Origin of the sequence: Streptomyces sp. TLI_053, assembly GCF_900105395.1 — a bacterium.
Lineage (GTDB): Bacteria > Actinomycetota > Actinomycetes > Streptomycetales > Streptomycetaceae > Kitasatospora.
The window spans coordinates 7,847,879-7,864,131 of the sequence record NZ_LT629775.1; the positions used below are offsets into that span (position 1 = coordinate 7,847,879).

Genomic DNA, 16,253 nt, shown 5'->3' on the forward strand with positions numbered 1-16,253 from the left:
GTGGCGGGTACGGGCGGCGGGTGCGGGCGGGCGGGCGGTGGCGGCGACCGGGAGCAGCGGCCCGGGAGCGGGGTCCCAGTGGCGCGGACCGTCCGGGCGGAGCGCGTGCCCGGCGGTTCGGGAGGTGTGCGCGATCGGTCCTGCCGGGCTGCCCCAAGGGGAACGCCTCGGTCCGGGTGCCGGGACCGGCCGCGGGCGCCCCGGGCGGAAGTCGGGGCGCGCGCCGGGGCGGAAAGCCGGACGCGCCGTCCCCGGGGTTCAACGGACGGACGTCCACCTGGGGTTCACCTGCGGTCCGGAGGTGAACCCGGGCCTGCGGACGCCCCGTCGATCGGAGTGCGGGGCCGTCTCGGTTCCGAGAGCTTCGACCACCGGGAAGGGCCACCATGCTGCGAATGAACGGGCCGCTGCGGATCACCGTCCTCGACAAGGACGCCTACTACGAGCAGCGCGCGGTGGTGCGCACCCCGTACGGCACCTTCGTGCTGGAAGGGCGGGCCGGGGCCTCGCTGGACGTGCGGGCCGAGGAGTGGGAGCTGGAGCTCCAGCACTGCGTGCCGGGTGTGGGCTGGCGTCCCAACGTCCGGGTGCTGCCGTACCCGTGGCAGACCTCCGGGGGTCTGCGCAGCCGGATCGTCCGCAGCAAGGACTGCGACTGGCCGCAGGGCGATCCGACCGAGCGCAACTTCGTGCTCCGGCTCTCGGCGACGGTGGCCGAGCGTCCGGGCGCGGCCGCGGCCACCGCCGAGGCGGTGGGCCCGGCGGTCCGAGGGGGGCTGCGGACCAGCTCCGGGGCGGGCCTGGGCACGGTCGGCGGGGCGGTGCCCGCGATGCCGGGGGTGCCCGCGGTGTCCGGGGCGGAGGTCGCGCGGTCGGTGCCGGGGGTCGGGGTGGCGGAGGCCGTGCCGAGCGTGTCCGCGGCCGCTGCCCGGCTGGAGCCGGGCGGGCTGTCGGCGGGCGGGCTGTCGACGGGCCGGGTGGCCCCGGCGGTGTGGCCCGCGCCGACGGTCCGGGCCGTGCCGACCCGGGCGGTGGAGGCCGGGGCGGTGGAGGCGGAGCGGGCGGAGCCGGTGACGCGGGCCGAGGCCCGGGGGACCGGCTGGTAGGAGGGCGTTCGTCGGCCGGGGCTCGGGGGACCGGCCGACGAACGCCGGTCAGGCGGCCGTCGCGGTGTCTGGGGCGGCGGTGGTGTCCGGGTCCTCGGGGGTGTCGGGGCCGTCCGGGGAGGTGTCCGGCGGTTCGGGGGTGTCGAGGTGGACGCCCGGCGTGAGGTGGAAGCGCTCGGGGGCGTCGGCGCGGGGGCGTTCGGCCGGGGGCATCGCCGCCCGCCGTTCCAGCCAAGCGCGCAGCCGGGTCAGCGAGTTGCGGTTGCGCTCGGACGGGTCGCCGCCCGACTCCCGGAGCAGGACGCAGGCCGGACGGTCGCCGTCGGCCGGCACCTGGCCGACCACGGTGAACGCCGTGCCGGGCGGGAACGCCGCCTGGGCCGGGCCGTCGGTCGGGTCGAAGACCGAGGTGCGACGGCCGGTGGCCGACCAGACCAGGAACTCCACGGAGGAGCCGGGGAGTTCGGCCCCCGGCGCGGTCAGCCCGGCCAGCGGTGCCGGTTCCCGAAACAGCCGGCCGGTCGGGTAGTGCGCCAGGACGGATTCGGGGTCGAGACCGGCCCCGGCACCGAGCAGCACCGCGCCGTGGTGGCTCGGCAGCCGGCGCAGACCGGCCCCGAGGCAGTGCAGGAACGGCCGCAGCTCCGGGGCCCCGGACCGCGCGGCCGCGATCAGGGCGGCCCGGGGCACGGGCACGCCGCTGTCGGTGTGGTGGAGCAGGACGGCGGCCAGGTCGGGCTTGAAGTCGTCCTGCGAGGTGGAGCGCAGACCGGGGAGCCGGGTGGCGAGCTGGTCCAGTCGTCCGGTGCAGCGGTGGTAGTGGTCGCCGAGCAGGGCGCGGACGGCGTCGCGCTCGGCGGCGGTGCTCGCGGTGACCGGGACCGGGCTGTCGTCGAGACCGAAGTACCGGGCCGGCTGCGGCTGCGGGGACGGGTGGGACGGCTCCTGGGGCGGGACGGGAACGCCCGGCGGCTCCGCGGACAGGGGGTCGCCCGCCGACGGCTCCGTGTCCGGCGGCTCGGTGCTCGACTGCTCGGTGCTCGGCGGCTCCGTGCTCGACGGCTCGGTGGTCGAGGGCCGGGCGGACGGGGCGGCGCCGGGAAGCCCGGACGCCGGGGGTTCGGCCGCGGGGGGTTCGGCCGCGGGGTCCCCCGGAGGGACCTCGGGGGTGCGGAAAGGCAGGGGCGCACCCCCGGCGGGCGCGACGGGCGCACCGGCCGGTCCGCGTCGGCCGTCGAGGTCGGGGCCGGACCCGGCCGCGGTGGTGACGGTTCCGGCTGTCGGCGGGACGGTCGGCCCGCCGGTCGCGAGCGGCACCCGGCGGGGCGGCGCGGTGGCCCCGACGGCGCTGCCGGTGGCCGGTCCGGCGGTGGCTCGGACGGGCGCTGGCGGCGGGACCGGTACCGGCTCGGGATCCGGGAGGGGCTCGGCCCCGGGCTCGGGACCCGCTTCGGGTTCCGGTGCCGGGACGGCGGCCCCGAACCGGGTCCCGTCCCGGCCCTCGGCTCCGGCCCAGGCTCCGGCTCCGGCCTCGACCTCGGCGGCGGTCCCGCTCTCCGGCTCGGGAGCCGGGACGGGCGGTACCCGGTGGGCGGTCGGCAGCTCGGCGCGGGGCTCGGTCCGCGTCCCCGTGTCCGACCCGGTGCGCACCCCTGCGGGGACCTCGGACCGCGAGGCCGGTGCGGGGACGGGCGGCACCCGGTGGGCGGTGCCCGGCCCGAGGGCGGCCGGTGCCCCTCCCGCCGTTCCGGGGACGGCGGCGGCCGCCGCGCCCGCCGGCACCGCCGCCGGGTCCGGCGCCGCGGCCCGGCGGGTCGAGCCCGCGCCGCCGGTCCCGTACGACACCGGCGCGACGGCGGGCGGGCCGCCCGCCGGCTGTTCGGCGCCGAGCCACTCCAGCTCGTACGTCCGGGCGACGAACCGCCCGACGGTCTCGGCGGCGGGCTCCAGCAGCCCGTGCACGAGCAGGCCGAAGCCCTCGGCGCCGACCGCCGGCAGTCGGCCCAGGAGGGCTCCCAGCTCTTCGAAGGCGTCGGCGGGCACCGGGCGGTCCCGTTCCCCGACGATCAGCAGCGGGCGGCTCGGCTCGGGCCGGCGGAAGCGCGGGGTGAGCACGTGCGGCGGTTCGGGGCGCAGCCAGAGCCCGGCCGGGACGGCCTCCAGCGCCCAGTACGGGAACGCCTGGAACACCCCGGGCCCGGCGGTCCGCCAGTCGGCGCCCCCGTTGCGCCAGGCGGCGGGCGTGGTGGGACAGCCCGGGGCGGAGGAGAGGCGCAGAAGGAACGGCTCCCACCCGATCCGGCCCTCGCGGTCCAGTACCCGCGAGGTGGGGCCGCCGTGGCCGAGCACGGGCAGGCCGATCGCGGCCTGCACCGGCCGGGCGGTTCGGGCGGTCAGGGCGCCGATGAGCGCGGAGAGTTCGTCGGGCGCCGCCCACGGGGCGCTGATCAGGGGGCGGTCGGAGCCGAGCGGCAGGGCGAGCACGGCCTCGGCGAAGTCCTCGGGCAGCAGGACGGGCCGGGTCGGGGTACCGATCACGATGACGGCGGTGCCGGGCGCGGCGGCCGCCAGCCGCAGGTCGGGCAGCGGGGTGGTGGCCGGGTCGGCCGGGTCGGTGAGCCAGAACCCGGCCGGCAGCCGCAGGACGCGGACGGCGTTCGCCCTGCCCCGGGCGGCGGCGGGGGCGGGGACGGCGGGCGGTTCGACGAAGGCGGTCGGCCGGGTGCGCCGCGACTCCACGGGGGCGACGGCGCCGATCGTGCCGGCCACCCGCCGGGGCTGCGCGCCGGGTTCGCACCGCCACCACGAGGAGCGCGCGAGCGCGCCCTCGGGGTCGTTGACGGTGAGGTGGCCGGCCGGGGTGATCTCCACCAGGCCGTCCGGGGCGACGACCGGGACCCCGGAGCGTTCGGCGACGACCTCGGCCGGGCGGCGGCCGTTGGGGGCGAGGGCGGCCAGTCCGGAGGCGGCGAGCACCAGGTGGGTGGCGCCCCGGGCGCGGGTGATCACGCCGAGGTCGGTCATCCGGTCGCGCAGGACCTTGGCCGAGTCGGGTGCCGCGGCGATCACCACGACGGCGTCGGGGACGGGGCGCAGGGCGCCGATCGCGGCCCGCAGCTCGTTCGGGTGGGCGGTGGCGGAGGCGATCACGAAGTGCGGGCCGACCTCGCGCAGCACCGACGGGCCCGGTTCCGCGGTGCGGGCGGAGGCCGGCACCGGGAGGGTCTCGACGGGGCCGGACGCGGCGGGAGGGTCCCCGGCGGGCAGCGCGCGCGGCGCCCCGCGCCGCAGTCCGAAGCGGCGGCGGGGCTCGGCCGGGGGTGCGGGGTCGCCGGAGCGCGCACCGGTGCGGGAGAGGCTCATCGTCCAGGACTACGGCCCCCGCCGGGTGCCCGGTTCACCGGGGTCCGGCGGGGGCCGCGGCCGGAGCCTCCGCCCCGGCCCGGTCAGCCGGTCCCGTCCGGTCCCTCGGGCTCCGGCACCAGCGCGGTCTGCACCTGCACCGTCCGGCGGCGGGTGATGTGCAGGGCGCGACCAGGCGGCAGCTGCCGCGGCTTGACGCTGCCGAACAGCGTGCCCTCGCTCGGCGGGCAGGAGAGCAGCGCGACGGGCGTGTTGAGGTCCTGGAGCCGGCGGAGCACCGGGTCGGAGTAGGACCGGCCGATGCCGTTGGCGCCGCGGGCGACGATCAGGTGCAGGCCCAGTTCGGTGCCCTGGGCGAGGTGCGGGAGCAGGGCGTCGAACGGGTGCGGCGAGGTCGCCGGGACGAGGTCGAGGTCGTCGACGATCACGAACAGCTCCGGGCCCGTCCACCAGTCGCGCAGCCGCAGCCGGGCCGGGCTGATGTCCTCGCCGGGCACCCGCGCCTCCATCGCCCGGGCGCCGCCGGTGACGATCTGCTTGACGACGTCCACCGAGACGGCGTACCCGAGCCGGTACTCCTCCGGCAGGCTCTCGTAGAGCCCGCGCCGGAAGTCGACCAGCATGATGCGGGCCTGTTCCGGCGTGTACGCGGTGGTGATGTTCTTGATCAGCAGCTTGAGCAGGTTGGTCTTGCCGCTCTCGGTGTCGCCGACCACCAGCAGGTGCGGGGACTCCTCGAAGTCGTGCCAGAGCGGCGCGATGTTGGTGTCCTCCAGGCCGAGCGGGACCCGCAGCGCGCCCTCCGGGGCGGGCAGGTCGGCGGCGTCCAGCAGCAGCGGCAGCATCCGCACCTCGGGGGCGCGCGGGCCGGTCCAGTGCTCGTTGACGGCGTCCACCAGGTCGCTGACGCCGTCGACGAGGTCCTCGGTGGTGCCGGTGCCGTCGATGCGGGGCAGCGCGGTGAGGAAGTGCAGCCGGTCCTCGGTGAGGCCGCGGCCGGGGATCCGGGGAACGGTCGCCGCGGCCCGCATGTTGATCATCGAGTCGATCGAGTCGCCGAGCCGCAGCTCGAAGCGGGTGCCCAGCTGGTCGCGCAGGCCGCCCAGGACCTCGCCCCAGCGGGCCGCCGAGATGACGAGGTGGACCCCGTAGTTGAGGCCGCGTCCGGCGATCAGGTTGACCGCGGCCACGAAGTCGGGGAAGTCCTGGCGCACGGTGTTCCAGCCGTCGATGACCAGGAACACGTCGCCGTAGCGCTCGTCGGCGAGTTCCCGGTCCCCGGCCGCCCGGCGGCGGCGGAACGTCGCCATCGAGTCGATGCCCAGCCGGGCGAAGCTCTGCTCGCGGCGGGCGATCACGCCGGCCACCTCGGCCAGGGTGCGCCCGATCCGCTCGGGGTCGTGCCGGCCGGTGACACCGCCGACGTGCGGCAGCCCGCCCAGGGCGGCGAGCGTGCCGCCGCCGAAGTCGAGGCAGTAGAACTGCACCTCCTGCGGCGTGTGGGTGAGCGCGAGCGCGGTGATCAGCGTCCGCAGCAGGGTGCTCTTGCCGCTCTGCGGGCCGCCGGCGATGCCGACGTGGCCGCCGGCGCCCGAGAGGTCGGCGGTGTGGATCTCGCGCAGCTGCTGGAACGGGCGGTCGACCACGCCGATCGGCACGGTCAGCCGGCCGCGCTCGGGCCAGCTCTCCGGGGCCAGGCCGTGCGCGCCGGGGGCGAGCGGCGGGAGCAGCTCGTCCAGCGTCGGTGGCACGTCCAGCGGCGGCAGCCAGACCCGGTGCGCGGGCGGCCCGGCGTCGAGCAGCCGCTCGGCGGCGAGGTCCAGCAGGGTGACGGTCTCCTCCGCCTCCGCCGGTTCCTGCTCGACCGGCTCCGGGGCGGGCCGGTTGGGCGTCACGTAGGCGGTGTCGTACGGCACGATCTGCCCGGCCGCCGCGGCCTGCTGCGCGGCACCGCTGCGGCGCCGGTAGGGGCCGGACACGTAGGAGGCCTTGAACCGGGTGAGGGTGGCGATGTCGCTGCGCAGGATGCCGTTGCCGGGCTGGGAGGGCAGCTGGTAGGCGTCGGGCACGCCGAGCACGCCGCGGCTCTCCATGGCGGAGAAGGTGCGCAGACCGATCCGGTACGACAGATGGGACTCCAGGGCGTGCATCCGGCCCTCGTCCAGGCGCTGCGAGGCGAGCAGCAGATGGACGCCCAGGGAGCGGCCGAGCCGGCCGATCATGATGAACAGGTCCATGAAGTCGCGGTGGGCCGAGAGCAGTTCGCTGAACTCGTCGACGACGACGAAGAGCGTCGGCAGCGGGTCGAGCTGGGTGCCGGCGGCCCGGGCGGTCTCGTAGTCCAGCAGCGAGCTGTAGTTCCCGGTGGCCCGCAGCAGTTCCTGGCGGCGGTTCATCTCGCCGTGCAGGGCGTCGCGCATCCGGTCGACCAGGGCGGCCTCGTCGGCGAGGTTGGTGATGACCGCCGAGGTGTGCGGCAGCCGGTCCAGGCCGAGGAAGGTCGCGCCGCCCTTGAAGTCCACCAGGACGAAGTTGAGGATCTCCGAGGAGTGGGTGAGCGCGAGCGCCAGGACGAGGGTGCGCAGCAGCTCGGACTTGCCGGAGCCGGTGGCGCCGATCAGCATGCCGTGCGGGCCCATGCCGCCCTGGGCGGACTCCTTGAGGTCGAGGTCCACCGGGGAGCCGTCGGCGCCCAGCCCGAGCGGGACGCGCAGGCGGTTGGTCCTCCCGCGGTCGGCCCAGGCCCGGCGGACGTCGTGCTGGTGCAGGTCGCGGATGCCCAGCAGGGCGGTGAGGTCGAAGTCGGTGTTGAGGGGCTCGGCGCTGTCCACCGAGTCGCCGAGCCGGTAGGGCGCCAGCGCGGTGGCGTAGCGGCGGACGGCCGGGACGGTCAGTGCGTCGGGGCGCCCGAGCGAGGAGGACTCGTCGTTGCGGTTGCGGTCGGCGCCGACCAGCTCCAGCTCGCCGTCGGTGATCCGCAGCCGCAGCCGGTACTTGTTGTGCTTCCACTCCAGGGCGTCGCCGATGTCCAGCAGGACGGCGTTGCGGTAGCCGGCGAGGGCGGCCCGGCTGCCGGCCGGGAGGCGGACGCCGTCCAGCACGATCACGGTGAACGGCTCGTCCCGGGCGGGCTGCGCGTCGGGCTCGTACGGTGGGCGCTCGGAGAACTCGGGGCCGAGCAGCTGCTCCAGCTCCACCAGGGAGCCGGCCACCAGGCGGACCGGGCCGGCCCCGTCGGTGTCGGTCGGGTGCAGCGCGTGCGGCAGCCACTTGAGCCAGGCCCAGTCCTCCCGCCGTTCGGGGGAGACGGCGGCGGCGATCCGCAGCTCGTCCGGCGCGTGGAAGAAGGCGAGCTGGGCGATCATCGCGCGGGCCAGCGCGCGGGCCGGCTCCGGGTCGACGGCCACCGGGGTGCTGTCGTCGTCCTCGTCCTGTGCGGCGGCGCAGCGCACCAGCACCTGGGCGTAGCCGCGGACGTGGACGGCGATCGGCTGCTCGGCGATCGAGCCGTAGGCGTGGATGAAGCGGCGCAGGGCGTGCGCGCAGAGCGGCTCCAGGTCCTCGACCGGCTTGGTCGCCAGCGGCGCCAGCCGGACGGCGAGCCGCTGCTGGCCGCGGGCGATCCGGACGTCGCCGAAGTCGGGGTGGGCCGAACGCCGTTCCCAGAGACGGGAGGTGCGCACCAGGGAGGCGAGGGAGCCGGGCTCCGGGTGCCGCCAGGCGAGCGCGAGCCGCTGCTTGACGATGTGCCGCCGGACCTGGCGGCGGATCTGGGCGAGGTAGCGCAGGTAGTCGCGGCGCTCGCCGCGCAGCTGGCGCTTGCGGTCCCCGGAGGTGCGGATCAGCTGGGTCACCAGCATGCCGACGGCGGACAGGCCCATCATGCCCATCGCGACGTACTGGAGCGGCCCGCTCCCGCCGCTCGGGTTGAGGAAGATCATCACCATCGACAGCGAGCTGAGCGCCATCGGGGCCATGGTCAGCAGTTGGGAGACGCCGCTCTGCGGTTCCGGAAGGCCGGGCGGCTCCTGCAGCTGGATCTCCCCGTCCGGCATCTCCGGCCCGGGGCGGCGGGGCGGACGGTCGACCAGGACGACGCTCAAAGGGGGTTCTCCTCTCACCGGGCCTCGTGGCCGGCGGCTGCAGCGCGGGGACCGCACCCTGGCCTACGGCCCGCGCGGCGCGCGCGGTTCACCGCCCCGGCGGCCGGCTCCCGCGCGGCACCGCGACGGGGCCGGCCCGCGTACCCGTTCCCGGGGCCGGTGAACCGCCGGGGCCGTGCCGTGCGTAGTCGCGAGTGGGAGACCGGCCGGGGCCGGGCACACCGGGGTGACGGAGGGGCAGGACAAGGTGAGCGGTGCAGTGGCGGCGACCGGACTGTGCAGGCTGCGCTTCCGCGCACCCGAGACCGCGTTCGAACTCGCGGTACCGGGTGACGTCGTACTCGCCGACCTGCTGCCGACCGTGCTCGGCTACGCGGGTCAGGGGGTCGAGGAGGGCGGCGTCGAACACGACGGCTGGGTGCTGCAACGCGCCGGCGGCGCCCCCCTGGACGAGGAACTCACGCTGGAGGCGCTCGCCGTCCACGACGGCGAGGAGCTGTTCCTGCGTCCGCGCCGGGACGCCCTCCCGGAGGTCCACTTCGACGACCTGGTGGACGGGGTGCGCACCGGGGTGACGTCCGGCGCCGACTCCTGGCGGCCGGTGGTCAGCCACCACCTGGCCCTGACGCTCGCGGTGCTCGCGCTCGTCGGCGGACTGCTGCTGCTGACCCTGCCCGGCCCGGACGGCGTCCGCGGGGTGTGCGCCGCCGTCACGGCCGTGCTGCTGCTCGGCGGTGCCGGCGCGGCCTGCCGCATGATCGGCGACGTCCCCGCGGGCACCGCGCTGGGTACGGCGGCCGTCGGGTACGCGGCCGCCGCCGCCGCGCTGCTGCCGGGCCTCGACGGGTCCACCAGGATGCTCGCCGGGGGTTCGGCGGCGGTGGGCGCCGCCGCGGTGGCGCTGGCCGTGGTCGGCGGTGGGCCGTTCTTCCTCGGACTGCTGGCCGCCGCCGTGTTCGCGCTGGTGGCGGGCTCGCTGGCGGCCGCCGGGGTCACCGCCACCGGGATCGCCGCGCTGGTCGCCGGGGGGGCGGTGGCGCTCGGGGCCTTCGTGCCGGGCCTGGCCTTCAAGCTCGCCGGGCTCCGGCTGCCCGCGCTGCCCCGCAACGCCGACGAACTCCAGGAGGAGATCGAGCCGTTCCCCGCCGAGGACGTGCTCGCGCGCAGCGCGGTGGCCGACGGCTACCTGTGCGCCTTCCTGACCGCCCTCGGCACCGTCTGCGCGGGCGCGCTGGTCGTGCTGGCCGGTACCCGGGACGCGGGATGGGGTGCGCCGTGCACGGCCGCCGACCTGTCGTTGCTGCTCCTGCTGCACGCGCGGGACATCGGCGGCATCCGGCAGCGGCTGTCCGTGCTGCTGCCCGGGATCCTGGGCCTGACGCTGCTGGCGGCGCGGCTGGGGGCGGACGGCGACCGGGGCGAGCGGCTGGCGCTGTTCGCGGTCCTGCTGCTGGCCGCGGTGGCGCTCGCGATCGCGTCCTGGACCGTGCCGGGGCGCCGCCTGCTGCCGTACTGGGGGCGGATCGGGGACGTGGCGCACACGCTGTCGGCGATCGCGCTGCTGCCGCTCGCGCTCCAGGCCCTCGGCTTCTACCGGACCATGCGGGGGCTCGGCGGCTGACCCCGCGCCCCGCCCCGCCCCGGCCGTCGCCCGACCCGGGGCGCGGCGCCGTCCGGGCCCGCCACCACCGCCCCCCAGGAGGACCACCGCATGCAGTCCCGCCGTGACCAGGTGCAGGCCCACCTCTTCGTGATGGGCCGGGTCTCCGCCGGCCTGCTGCGGGCCGAGCCGGACGCCCCCGACAGCCCGACCGGGCGGACCAACCGGGGCGCCGTGATCGGCCTGGCCGTCGCGCTGCTGATCGGACTCGGCGCGGGCGTCTACGGGTTGGTCAAGCCCGGTGGCGCGACCGGCTGGCGCAAGGCCGGCACGGTGGTGGTGGTCAAGGAGACCGGAACCCGCTACCTGTTCGCCGGCGGGCAGCTGCACCCCGTCCTCAACCAGGCCAGCGCCCGGCTGCTGTCGGGCGACCAGCTGAAGGTGGACGAGGTGTCGCGCCGCTCGCTGGAGGGCACCGACCGGGGCACCGCGGTCGGCATCGTCGGGGCGCCGGACGGCGTGCCCGCCCCCGCCGACCTGGACCGCTCCGACTGGCTGGCCTGCACCGTGCAGGCGGCGGGCGGTCCGGCGGGCCGCGCCGCGCCGCTGCTGTCGCTGGCCGTGGGCAGCCGGCCCGGCGGCCTCCCCGCCGGTGACCGGGCCGCGCTGGTGGCCGGGCCGGACGGCGTGCCGCACCTGCTCTGGCACGGGCGCCGCTACGCGCTGGACGTCGAGGGAGGGGCGGTTCGCGCGCTCGGGTACGCGGCGGCCACCCCGGCGCCGGTGCCGGCGGCCTTCCTGCAGACCTTCGCCCCCGGGCCCGACCTGCGCCGCCCCGAGCTGCCCGGCCGGGGCACCGCCGGGCCCGACCTCTCGGGGCGGAAGACCCGGGTCGGCCAGCTGGTCGCAGGGGCGGGCGAGGACCGCTACGTGCTCACGGCGCAGGGCCTGGTGCAGGTCTCCACGACGCTGCTGGCCCTGCTCCAGGGTGATCCGCGCACCCAGGAGCAGGCGTACGGGGGCGGCGCGGTGACCGTCGATCCGGTCGGCGCGGCCGACCTCGCGGCCCATTCGGCGCCGGCCGCCGCGGCCGCCGAGATCCTCCAGACGAACCTGCCGGCCCGACCGCCGGGCCTGGTGCCCGTGGGGGCCGGGCAGGCGCTGTGCGCGGGCCTGGCCACCACCGGGGCGGGCGAGGTCGACCTGCGGGTGCTGGACGCGACCGCCGTCCTCGGTCTGCCGCCGACCACCGAGCCGGGCGTCGTGCCCAGTTGCACGCCCGCCGACCGGATCGCCGTGCGGCCCGGGGGCGGTGCGCTGGTGCGCGCGCTGTCCGGTGCCGGGCAGGGCTCGACGCTCTACCTGGTGACCGACAACGGCGTGCGCTACCCGCTGGCCCCGGCCGCCGCCGAGCGGCTGGGTCTCGCCGGAGCCGCCCCGGTGGCCGTCCCCGGACGGCTGCTGTCGCTGCTGCCCACCGGGCCGAGCCTGGACCCGGCGGCGCTGACCGGGACGGGGCTCGTCCAGCCGCCCGCCACCGACGGCAAGTGTGCCCGCTGAGGTGATTCGCCCCGCTCCGCCGGTGCACTGAACCGGCCGGGCCCCCGGGGCCGTTCAGCCTGGCGGGCCCGCCGCCGCGCGGGCCCGCCCCCGAGACGTGAGATGCGAGAGGGACCGAGATGGCCAACACCAACCCGAATGCCGTCACGAAGGCGGATCCGGCCTCGATCCAGGCCGTGAAGAGCACCATCGAGGCGCAGATGGGGGTGATGGACGGAGTCAAGCGGGACATCGACATGAGCATCCAGGAGCTGGAGACCAAGTTCCAGGCCAAGTCGAGCGTCGTCTTCGTGCAGAAGATCGGTGAGTGGCAGCAGAAGTACCAGGAGGTGATCGGCCTCTACAACGACTTCCTGGGCAAGCTGGCCGCCGGTGAGAACACCTTCAACAGCGCCGAGGAGAGCGCCCTGTCGGTCGCGAACAAGACCGGCAGCGGCGGGTACGACCCGATCAAGGACGCCCTGAACCCCAAGTAGGCGGACCGAACCCCAGCCCCACCGGCCGGGCGGTGCGTCCGGTCGTTCCCCCTCTCCAACCCCCAACGAAACGGGAGTCAGCGAAGTGTTCGTCGAGCACGCGGGCGTCGAGGGCGCCATCCAGTACCTCAGCGACACGGCCGAGCGCATGGAGGACGCCATGCGCGTCACCAAGCAGAAGCTGGACAGCTTCTACGGCGGCCCCCTCCTCGGTGTGTTCTCCACCGCCGCGGAGAACCTCTCCGAGGCACTCCGTCAGAAGGACGGCGTGATGATCGGTGACATCAACTCCGCCACCCAGGACCTCGCGAAGATCCACCACATCCTCTGGTCGGCCGACTTCGAGGCCGGCCGGGGCATGGGCTGACGGAGGGTCCGGGCACCATGGGAGACGAGGACAAGGACTCCGGCGGGCACGGGGTCACCAAGATCACCGAGGGCTACGTCGCGGAGTTCGCGGACAAGAAGCTCCAGAACTTCATCAACGGTCTCACGAGCAGCGCGAACCTCAGGGACATCGCCCTCTACGCCACCGACGGCGGCATGGTGAGCGCCAACCGCCCGTCCCACCTGCTGCTGGGCAACTCGAGCGCGACCGCTCCCTCGATCGGGGCGCTCACCACCGCGTTCAAGGGCTACTTCGGGTCGGTCAACGCCGGCTTCAACACCATCAACACCCAGGTCAAGAACATGAAGCAGGACCTCAAGGACGCCGACCTCATCCTGCAGAACGGGGAGGAGGACGCCATCAGCGTCGCCGAGCTGATGTACCTGCTCAACAACGTCGTTCCCGGCGGCGGCTCCGGTACCGGGCCCCGCTGACCCGGCCGCCGTGCCGTCACACGGGCCGGCCCCGGCGCAGGCCGGCCCGCACTCCCGGCCCTCCGGGGCCGTTCCGATCCGACCCGACCGCGCCGGTCCATTCGAAGGGGTTCACCGTGGGCAAGTGGGAGGACGTCCTCGCGATCTTCGCGTCGTCGGCCCAGACCAGCATCGCCGACCGAGGGGCGATCGCCGGGAAGGACGTCAAGTGGACGCCCGGTGACGGCATGGGGCACCCGAGGGTCTACCACGAGTGGCTGAAGACCGGCCAGGACGGGATGCCCAACGACGCCTGGTGGTTCTGGAACTTCCACTTCACCTACAACAACGAGGTGAAGTACGGCTCGTACTACTACGGGATCAACTACGACTACTCGACGCTGGGAGCCGGGTCGCCGTGGAAGCGCTTCGAGGACGAGCCCGCGCTGATCATCGAGCCGCTGCGGAAGGAACCGTTCGCCAACGACCGGATCGACCTGAAGTGCTTCGACGCGGTGGTCATGTCGCACCAGAACGCCCGGTTCTTCCTCGACGGCTGGACGAAGGAGACCAAGAAGTGGGTCGACGAGGTCGACGCGCCGGACGGTGACTGGCAGGGTTCCGCGGCCGGCGCCTTCCACACCGTGCTCGGCGCGCTCTACGGCGAGGTGGCCAGCTTCCGCGGCCAACTGGCGGACAACGGCATCGAGACGGCGCTGCAGGCGGTGAAGCCCCAGCTGGACAAGGCCCTCACCAGGCTGAGCGGTGCCATCACCACCTGGAAGGCCGACAAGCTGTGGCACCCGGCCAATGCCCTCAACGCGGCCATGGCCGACGCCCTCGCGGGCGCCACGGTCGAGGTCAAGTGGCGGACGTCGGTGACCGGGACCACCTGGGACGAGTCGCAGAAGTCGACGGACATCTCGCAGGCCGACGGGTACGGCGACCTCACGTTCAAGGTCACCCAGTCCCCGTACGGCGACCCCACCACCAAGGAGTTCTGGGAGAAGGTGGTGGCCCGCGGCAAGGAGATCTGGCTGGCCCACCTCGCCCCGCTGGACACCGCGGCCGGTGAGGCGCTGCTGACCCTGGAGCAGGCCTACAGCGCCCTGTCGAACCAGATGAACACCAACCACCCCAGGGTCGAGATGCGGATGCCGCCCCCGGTCCAGCCGAAGGTGGAGACGCCGCCCGGGACCGGCGGCAACGGGGCGGGCGGCAAGGACGACCTCGACAAGGACACCAAGGACCTCAAGCAGGACCTCGGGGCCGGGCCGGGCGGCAAGGACTTCAAGCTCGACGGCGGTGGCGGCGGTGCCGGCACCGGCAGCGGGAGCCCCGGCGGCATCGGCGGCATCGGCAACATCGGCGGGAACGGCAGCGGTGGCGGAAGCGGCACGGGCGGGGGCGCGAAGCCGCCCACCAGCCTCCCCGGCGACGTGAAGCTCCCGGAGATCGTCCCCGGCGGCAGCGGCGGCGGGACCACGCTCCCGGGTGGCGGGACCACCCTGCCCGGTGGCGGGACGATCCTTCCGGGCGGTGTGCGCGTTCCGGACCTCCTCGGCGACGGCGCCGGATCCGGCGGCTGGACCGGCGGCATCGGCACCGGTTCCGGCAGCCGGAACGTCGTGCTGCCGCCCGGGTCCCGGATCACCGACGAAGGCCGGGTGGTGGACAGCGAGGGGCGGCCCGTCCTGGACACCCGCGGCAACCCGATGGTGGTCGGCCGGGACTACACCGTCGGCCCGGACGGCACCCTGTTGGACGGTCGCGGCGTCCCGGTGCCCGAGAGCCGGCAGATCATCGACGACCTCGGCCGCAGCTACCTGGACGAGGACGACCTCCTCGCGCCCAACGACTTCGGCCTCGGTCTCTCGGGTCTCGGCGGCACGGGTGTGTTCGGAGGGTCCGGCGCGGGAGGCGGCTCCGCCGTGCTGGGTCCGGGCGGCATCTCCCCGATCACCGGCGTCGGCTCCGGGCTGGGCTCGCGGGCGATCGCCAACGGCGCCGATCCGAGTGTGCTCAAGGCCGCGTCCGACGCGGCGAACGAGCGGCTCGCGGCGGAGCGCGCGGCCCGCGCCGCGGCCGCCGAGCAGTCGGCGCTGACCGGACGCCAGGTGACCACCACCGGCGGTAGCGGCATGCCGCCGATGATGCCGCCGGGCGCGGGCGCCGGGGCCGGGGCCGGCGGCAACGAGAAGGACCGTCAGCGCACCACCTGGCTGGCGGAGGACGAAGAGGTCTGGGGCACCGACAGCGGGGCCGTGGAGGGCGTCATCGGCCGCTGAGGCCGTCACCGCCCACCGCGTCACCGCCCACCGGGCCGGCGCGTCACCGGCGTCGGCGCGTCACCGCCCACCGGGCCGACGCGTCACCGGCGTCGGCGCGTCACCGGCACCGGGCCCGTCCGCCCGGTGCCGGCCCGCCCCGACCGCAACGAGAAACGAGGAGCACCACCATGAGCAACCCCTTCGCGGACCAGATCGCCCAGACCATGGAGGCGATGCGGACCCAGCTCGCCAAGGCCGAGGAGGCGCAGGCCGAGCTGGAGAAGCTCACCGCCTCCGTCACCTCCAAGGACCGCCTGGTGACGGTGAAGGTCGGCCCGCAGGGCCAGGTCCTCGCGCTGACCTTCCACACCACCGGCTACCGGGACAAGGCGCCGGCCGAACTCGGCGCCCTGCTGACCGACGTCCTCAACGAGGCCCGCGCCAAGGTGGGGGAGCAGGTCGCGGCCCGGATCGGGGAGTTCGAGGGGGTGGCCGACAGCCTGCGCCTGTCGATGACCGGCGGCAGCGACCTGGACGACCTGCTGGAGCCGCTGTGGTCGATGCGCCCCGGCTACGCGGACGAGGCCGAGAAGAAGAAGACCCGCAAGCAGGAGGAGTTCGGTGGCTGAGGACCCCAATGTGCTCGCGAAGACCGAGTACATGAAGAAGGCCTTCGCGGAGTTCATCGAGCTCAAGGACCTCCTGAAGGAGATCGAGACCGAGGTCCAGACGATCAACAAGCTCAACAAGACGGTCGGCGGCGACGACGAGATCGGCAAGCAGTACCACGAGCAGATCGACGAGCCGACGACCAACCTGACCGAGCTGATCAAGAAGGTCCGGCAGGTGGTCGGCACGGTCGGCGAGAACGGCGAGAAGCTCGCCGACAAGCTCGACCGCGCGGACGACCTCGCCACCGAGATCGCCAACCACCGCTAGCGGCGGGCTCCGCAGGACCCCGACAGGGTCCCGCA

At 75.5% G+C, this 16,253-nt stretch carries 11 protein-coding genes; 9 read left to right on the plus strand and 2 right to left on the minus strand.

The genetic code is table 11. The features are described from left to right. Nucleotides 1-386 precede the first annotated feature (386 nt). Nucleotides 387-1,106, plus strand: coding sequence for a hypothetical protein (locus BLU95_RS32920; RefSeq protein WP_159425079.1), 720 nt, complete (start codon nt 387-389; stop codon nt 1,104-1,106). 48 nt (nt 1,107-1,154) lie between these two features. Here BLU95_RS32920 and BLU95_RS32925 read toward each other — a convergent pair whose 3' ends face one another. Both BLU95_RS32925 and eccCa read right to left on the minus strand, forming a co-directional pair. Further along, the gene (locus BLU95_RS32925; protein ID WP_093863191.1) at nt 1,155-4,469 is read right to left on the minus strand and encodes a hypothetical protein; all 3,315 of its coding nucleotides are present in this window, start codon (nt 4,467-4,469) and stop codon (nt 1,155-1,157) included. Between the two features lie 83 nt (nt 4,470-4,552). Further along, complete coding sequence (gene eccCa / locus BLU95_RS32930; RefSeq protein ID WP_093865292.1) at nt 4,553-8,524, minus strand: type VII secretion protein EccCa; 3,972 nt, start codon at nt 8,522-8,524, stop codon at nt 4,553-4,555. A gap of 295 nt (nt 8,525-8,819) precedes the next feature. Between eccCa and eccD the strand changes: the two genes are divergently transcribed. The 8 genes from eccD to BLU95_RS32970 all read left to right on the plus strand — a co-directional run bounded on the left by eccD (nt 8,820) and on the right by BLU95_RS32970 (nt 16,218). Continuing rightward, complete coding sequence (gene eccD / locus BLU95_RS32935) at nt 8,820-10,193, plus strand: type VII secretion integral membrane protein EccD (protein ID WP_093865293.1); 1,374 nt, start codon at nt 8,820-8,822, stop codon at nt 10,191-10,193. 90 nt (nt 10,194-10,283) lie between these two features. Beyond that, nucleotides 10,284-11,732 carry a type VII secretion protein EccB gene (gene eccB / locus BLU95_RS32940; RefSeq protein ID WP_093863192.1) on the plus strand — a complete coding sequence of 483 codons (1,449 nt, stop codon included), beginning with the start codon at nt 10,284-10,286 and terminating at the stop codon, nt 11,730-11,732. A 119-nt stretch (nt 11,733-11,851) separates the two neighbouring features. Beyond that, nucleotides 11,852-12,208, plus strand: coding sequence for a WXG100 family type VII secretion target (locus tag BLU95_RS32945; protein WP_093863193.1), 357 nt, complete (start codon nt 11,852-11,854; stop codon nt 12,206-12,208). Between the two features lie 85 nt (nt 12,209-12,293). Beyond that, nucleotides 12,294-12,575 carry a hypothetical protein gene (locus tag BLU95_RS32950; protein ID WP_053649016.1) on the plus strand — a complete coding sequence of 94 codons (282 nt, stop codon included), beginning with the start codon at nt 12,294-12,296 and terminating at the stop codon, nt 12,573-12,575. Nucleotides 12,576-12,592: 17 nt separating this feature from the next. Further along, nucleotides 12,593-13,030, plus strand: coding sequence for a hypothetical protein (locus BLU95_RS32955; RefSeq protein WP_093863194.1), 438 nt, complete (start codon nt 12,593-12,595; stop codon nt 13,028-13,030). 116 nt (nt 13,031-13,146) lie between these two features. Beyond that, nucleotides 13,147-15,297: a hypothetical protein gene (locus tag BLU95_RS32960; RefSeq protein ID WP_093863195.1), complete on the plus strand. Its 2,151-nt coding sequence runs from the start codon at nt 13,147-13,149 to the stop codon at nt 15,295-15,297. A gap of 170 nt (nt 15,298-15,467) precedes the next feature. Then, nucleotides 15,468-15,908 (plus strand): YbaB/EbfC family nucleoid-associated protein, encoded by a 441-nt coding sequence (locus tag BLU95_RS32965; protein WP_093863196.1) that lies wholly within the window; start codon nt 15,468-15,470, stop codon nt 15,906-15,908. Next, a complete protein-coding gene (locus BLU95_RS32970; RefSeq protein ID WP_093863197.1) occupies nt 15,901-16,218 on the plus strand; it encodes a hypothetical protein in 318 nt (105 codons plus the stop codon). The genes BLU95_RS32965 and BLU95_RS32970 overlap by 8 nt, the downstream gene beginning before the upstream one ends. The last annotated feature ends 35 nt before the right edge of the window (nt 16,219-16,253 follow it).

Excerpts from the sequence above, each read along its gene's own strand:
- BLU95_RS32920 (WP_159425079.1), top strand. The coding sequence starts at position 387 with ATGCTGCGAATGAACGGGCCGCTGCGGATCACCGTCCTCGACAAGGAC.
- BLU95_RS32925 (WP_093863191.1), bottom strand. The coding sequence starts at position 4,469 with ATGAGCCTCTCCCGCACCGGTGCGCGCTCCGGCGACCCCGCACCCCCG.
- eccCa (WP_093865292.1), bottom strand. The coding sequence starts at position 8,524 with ATGCCGGACGGGGAGATCCAGCTGCAGGAGCCGCCCGGCCTTCCGGAA.
- eccB (WP_093863192.1), top strand. The coding sequence starts at position 10,284 with ATGCAGTCCCGCCGTGACCAGGTGCAGGCCCACCTCTTCGTGATGGGC.
- BLU95_RS32945 (WP_093863193.1), top strand. The coding sequence starts at position 11,852 with ATGGCCAACACCAACCCGAATGCCGTCACGAAGGCGGATCCGGCCTCG.
- BLU95_RS32955 (WP_093863194.1), top strand. The coding sequence starts at position 12,593 with ATGGGAGACGAGGACAAGGACTCCGGCGGGCACGGGGTCACCAAGATC.
- BLU95_RS32965 (WP_093863196.1), top strand. The coding sequence starts at position 15,468 with ATGAGCAACCCCTTCGCGGACCAGATCGCCCAGACCATGGAGGCGATG.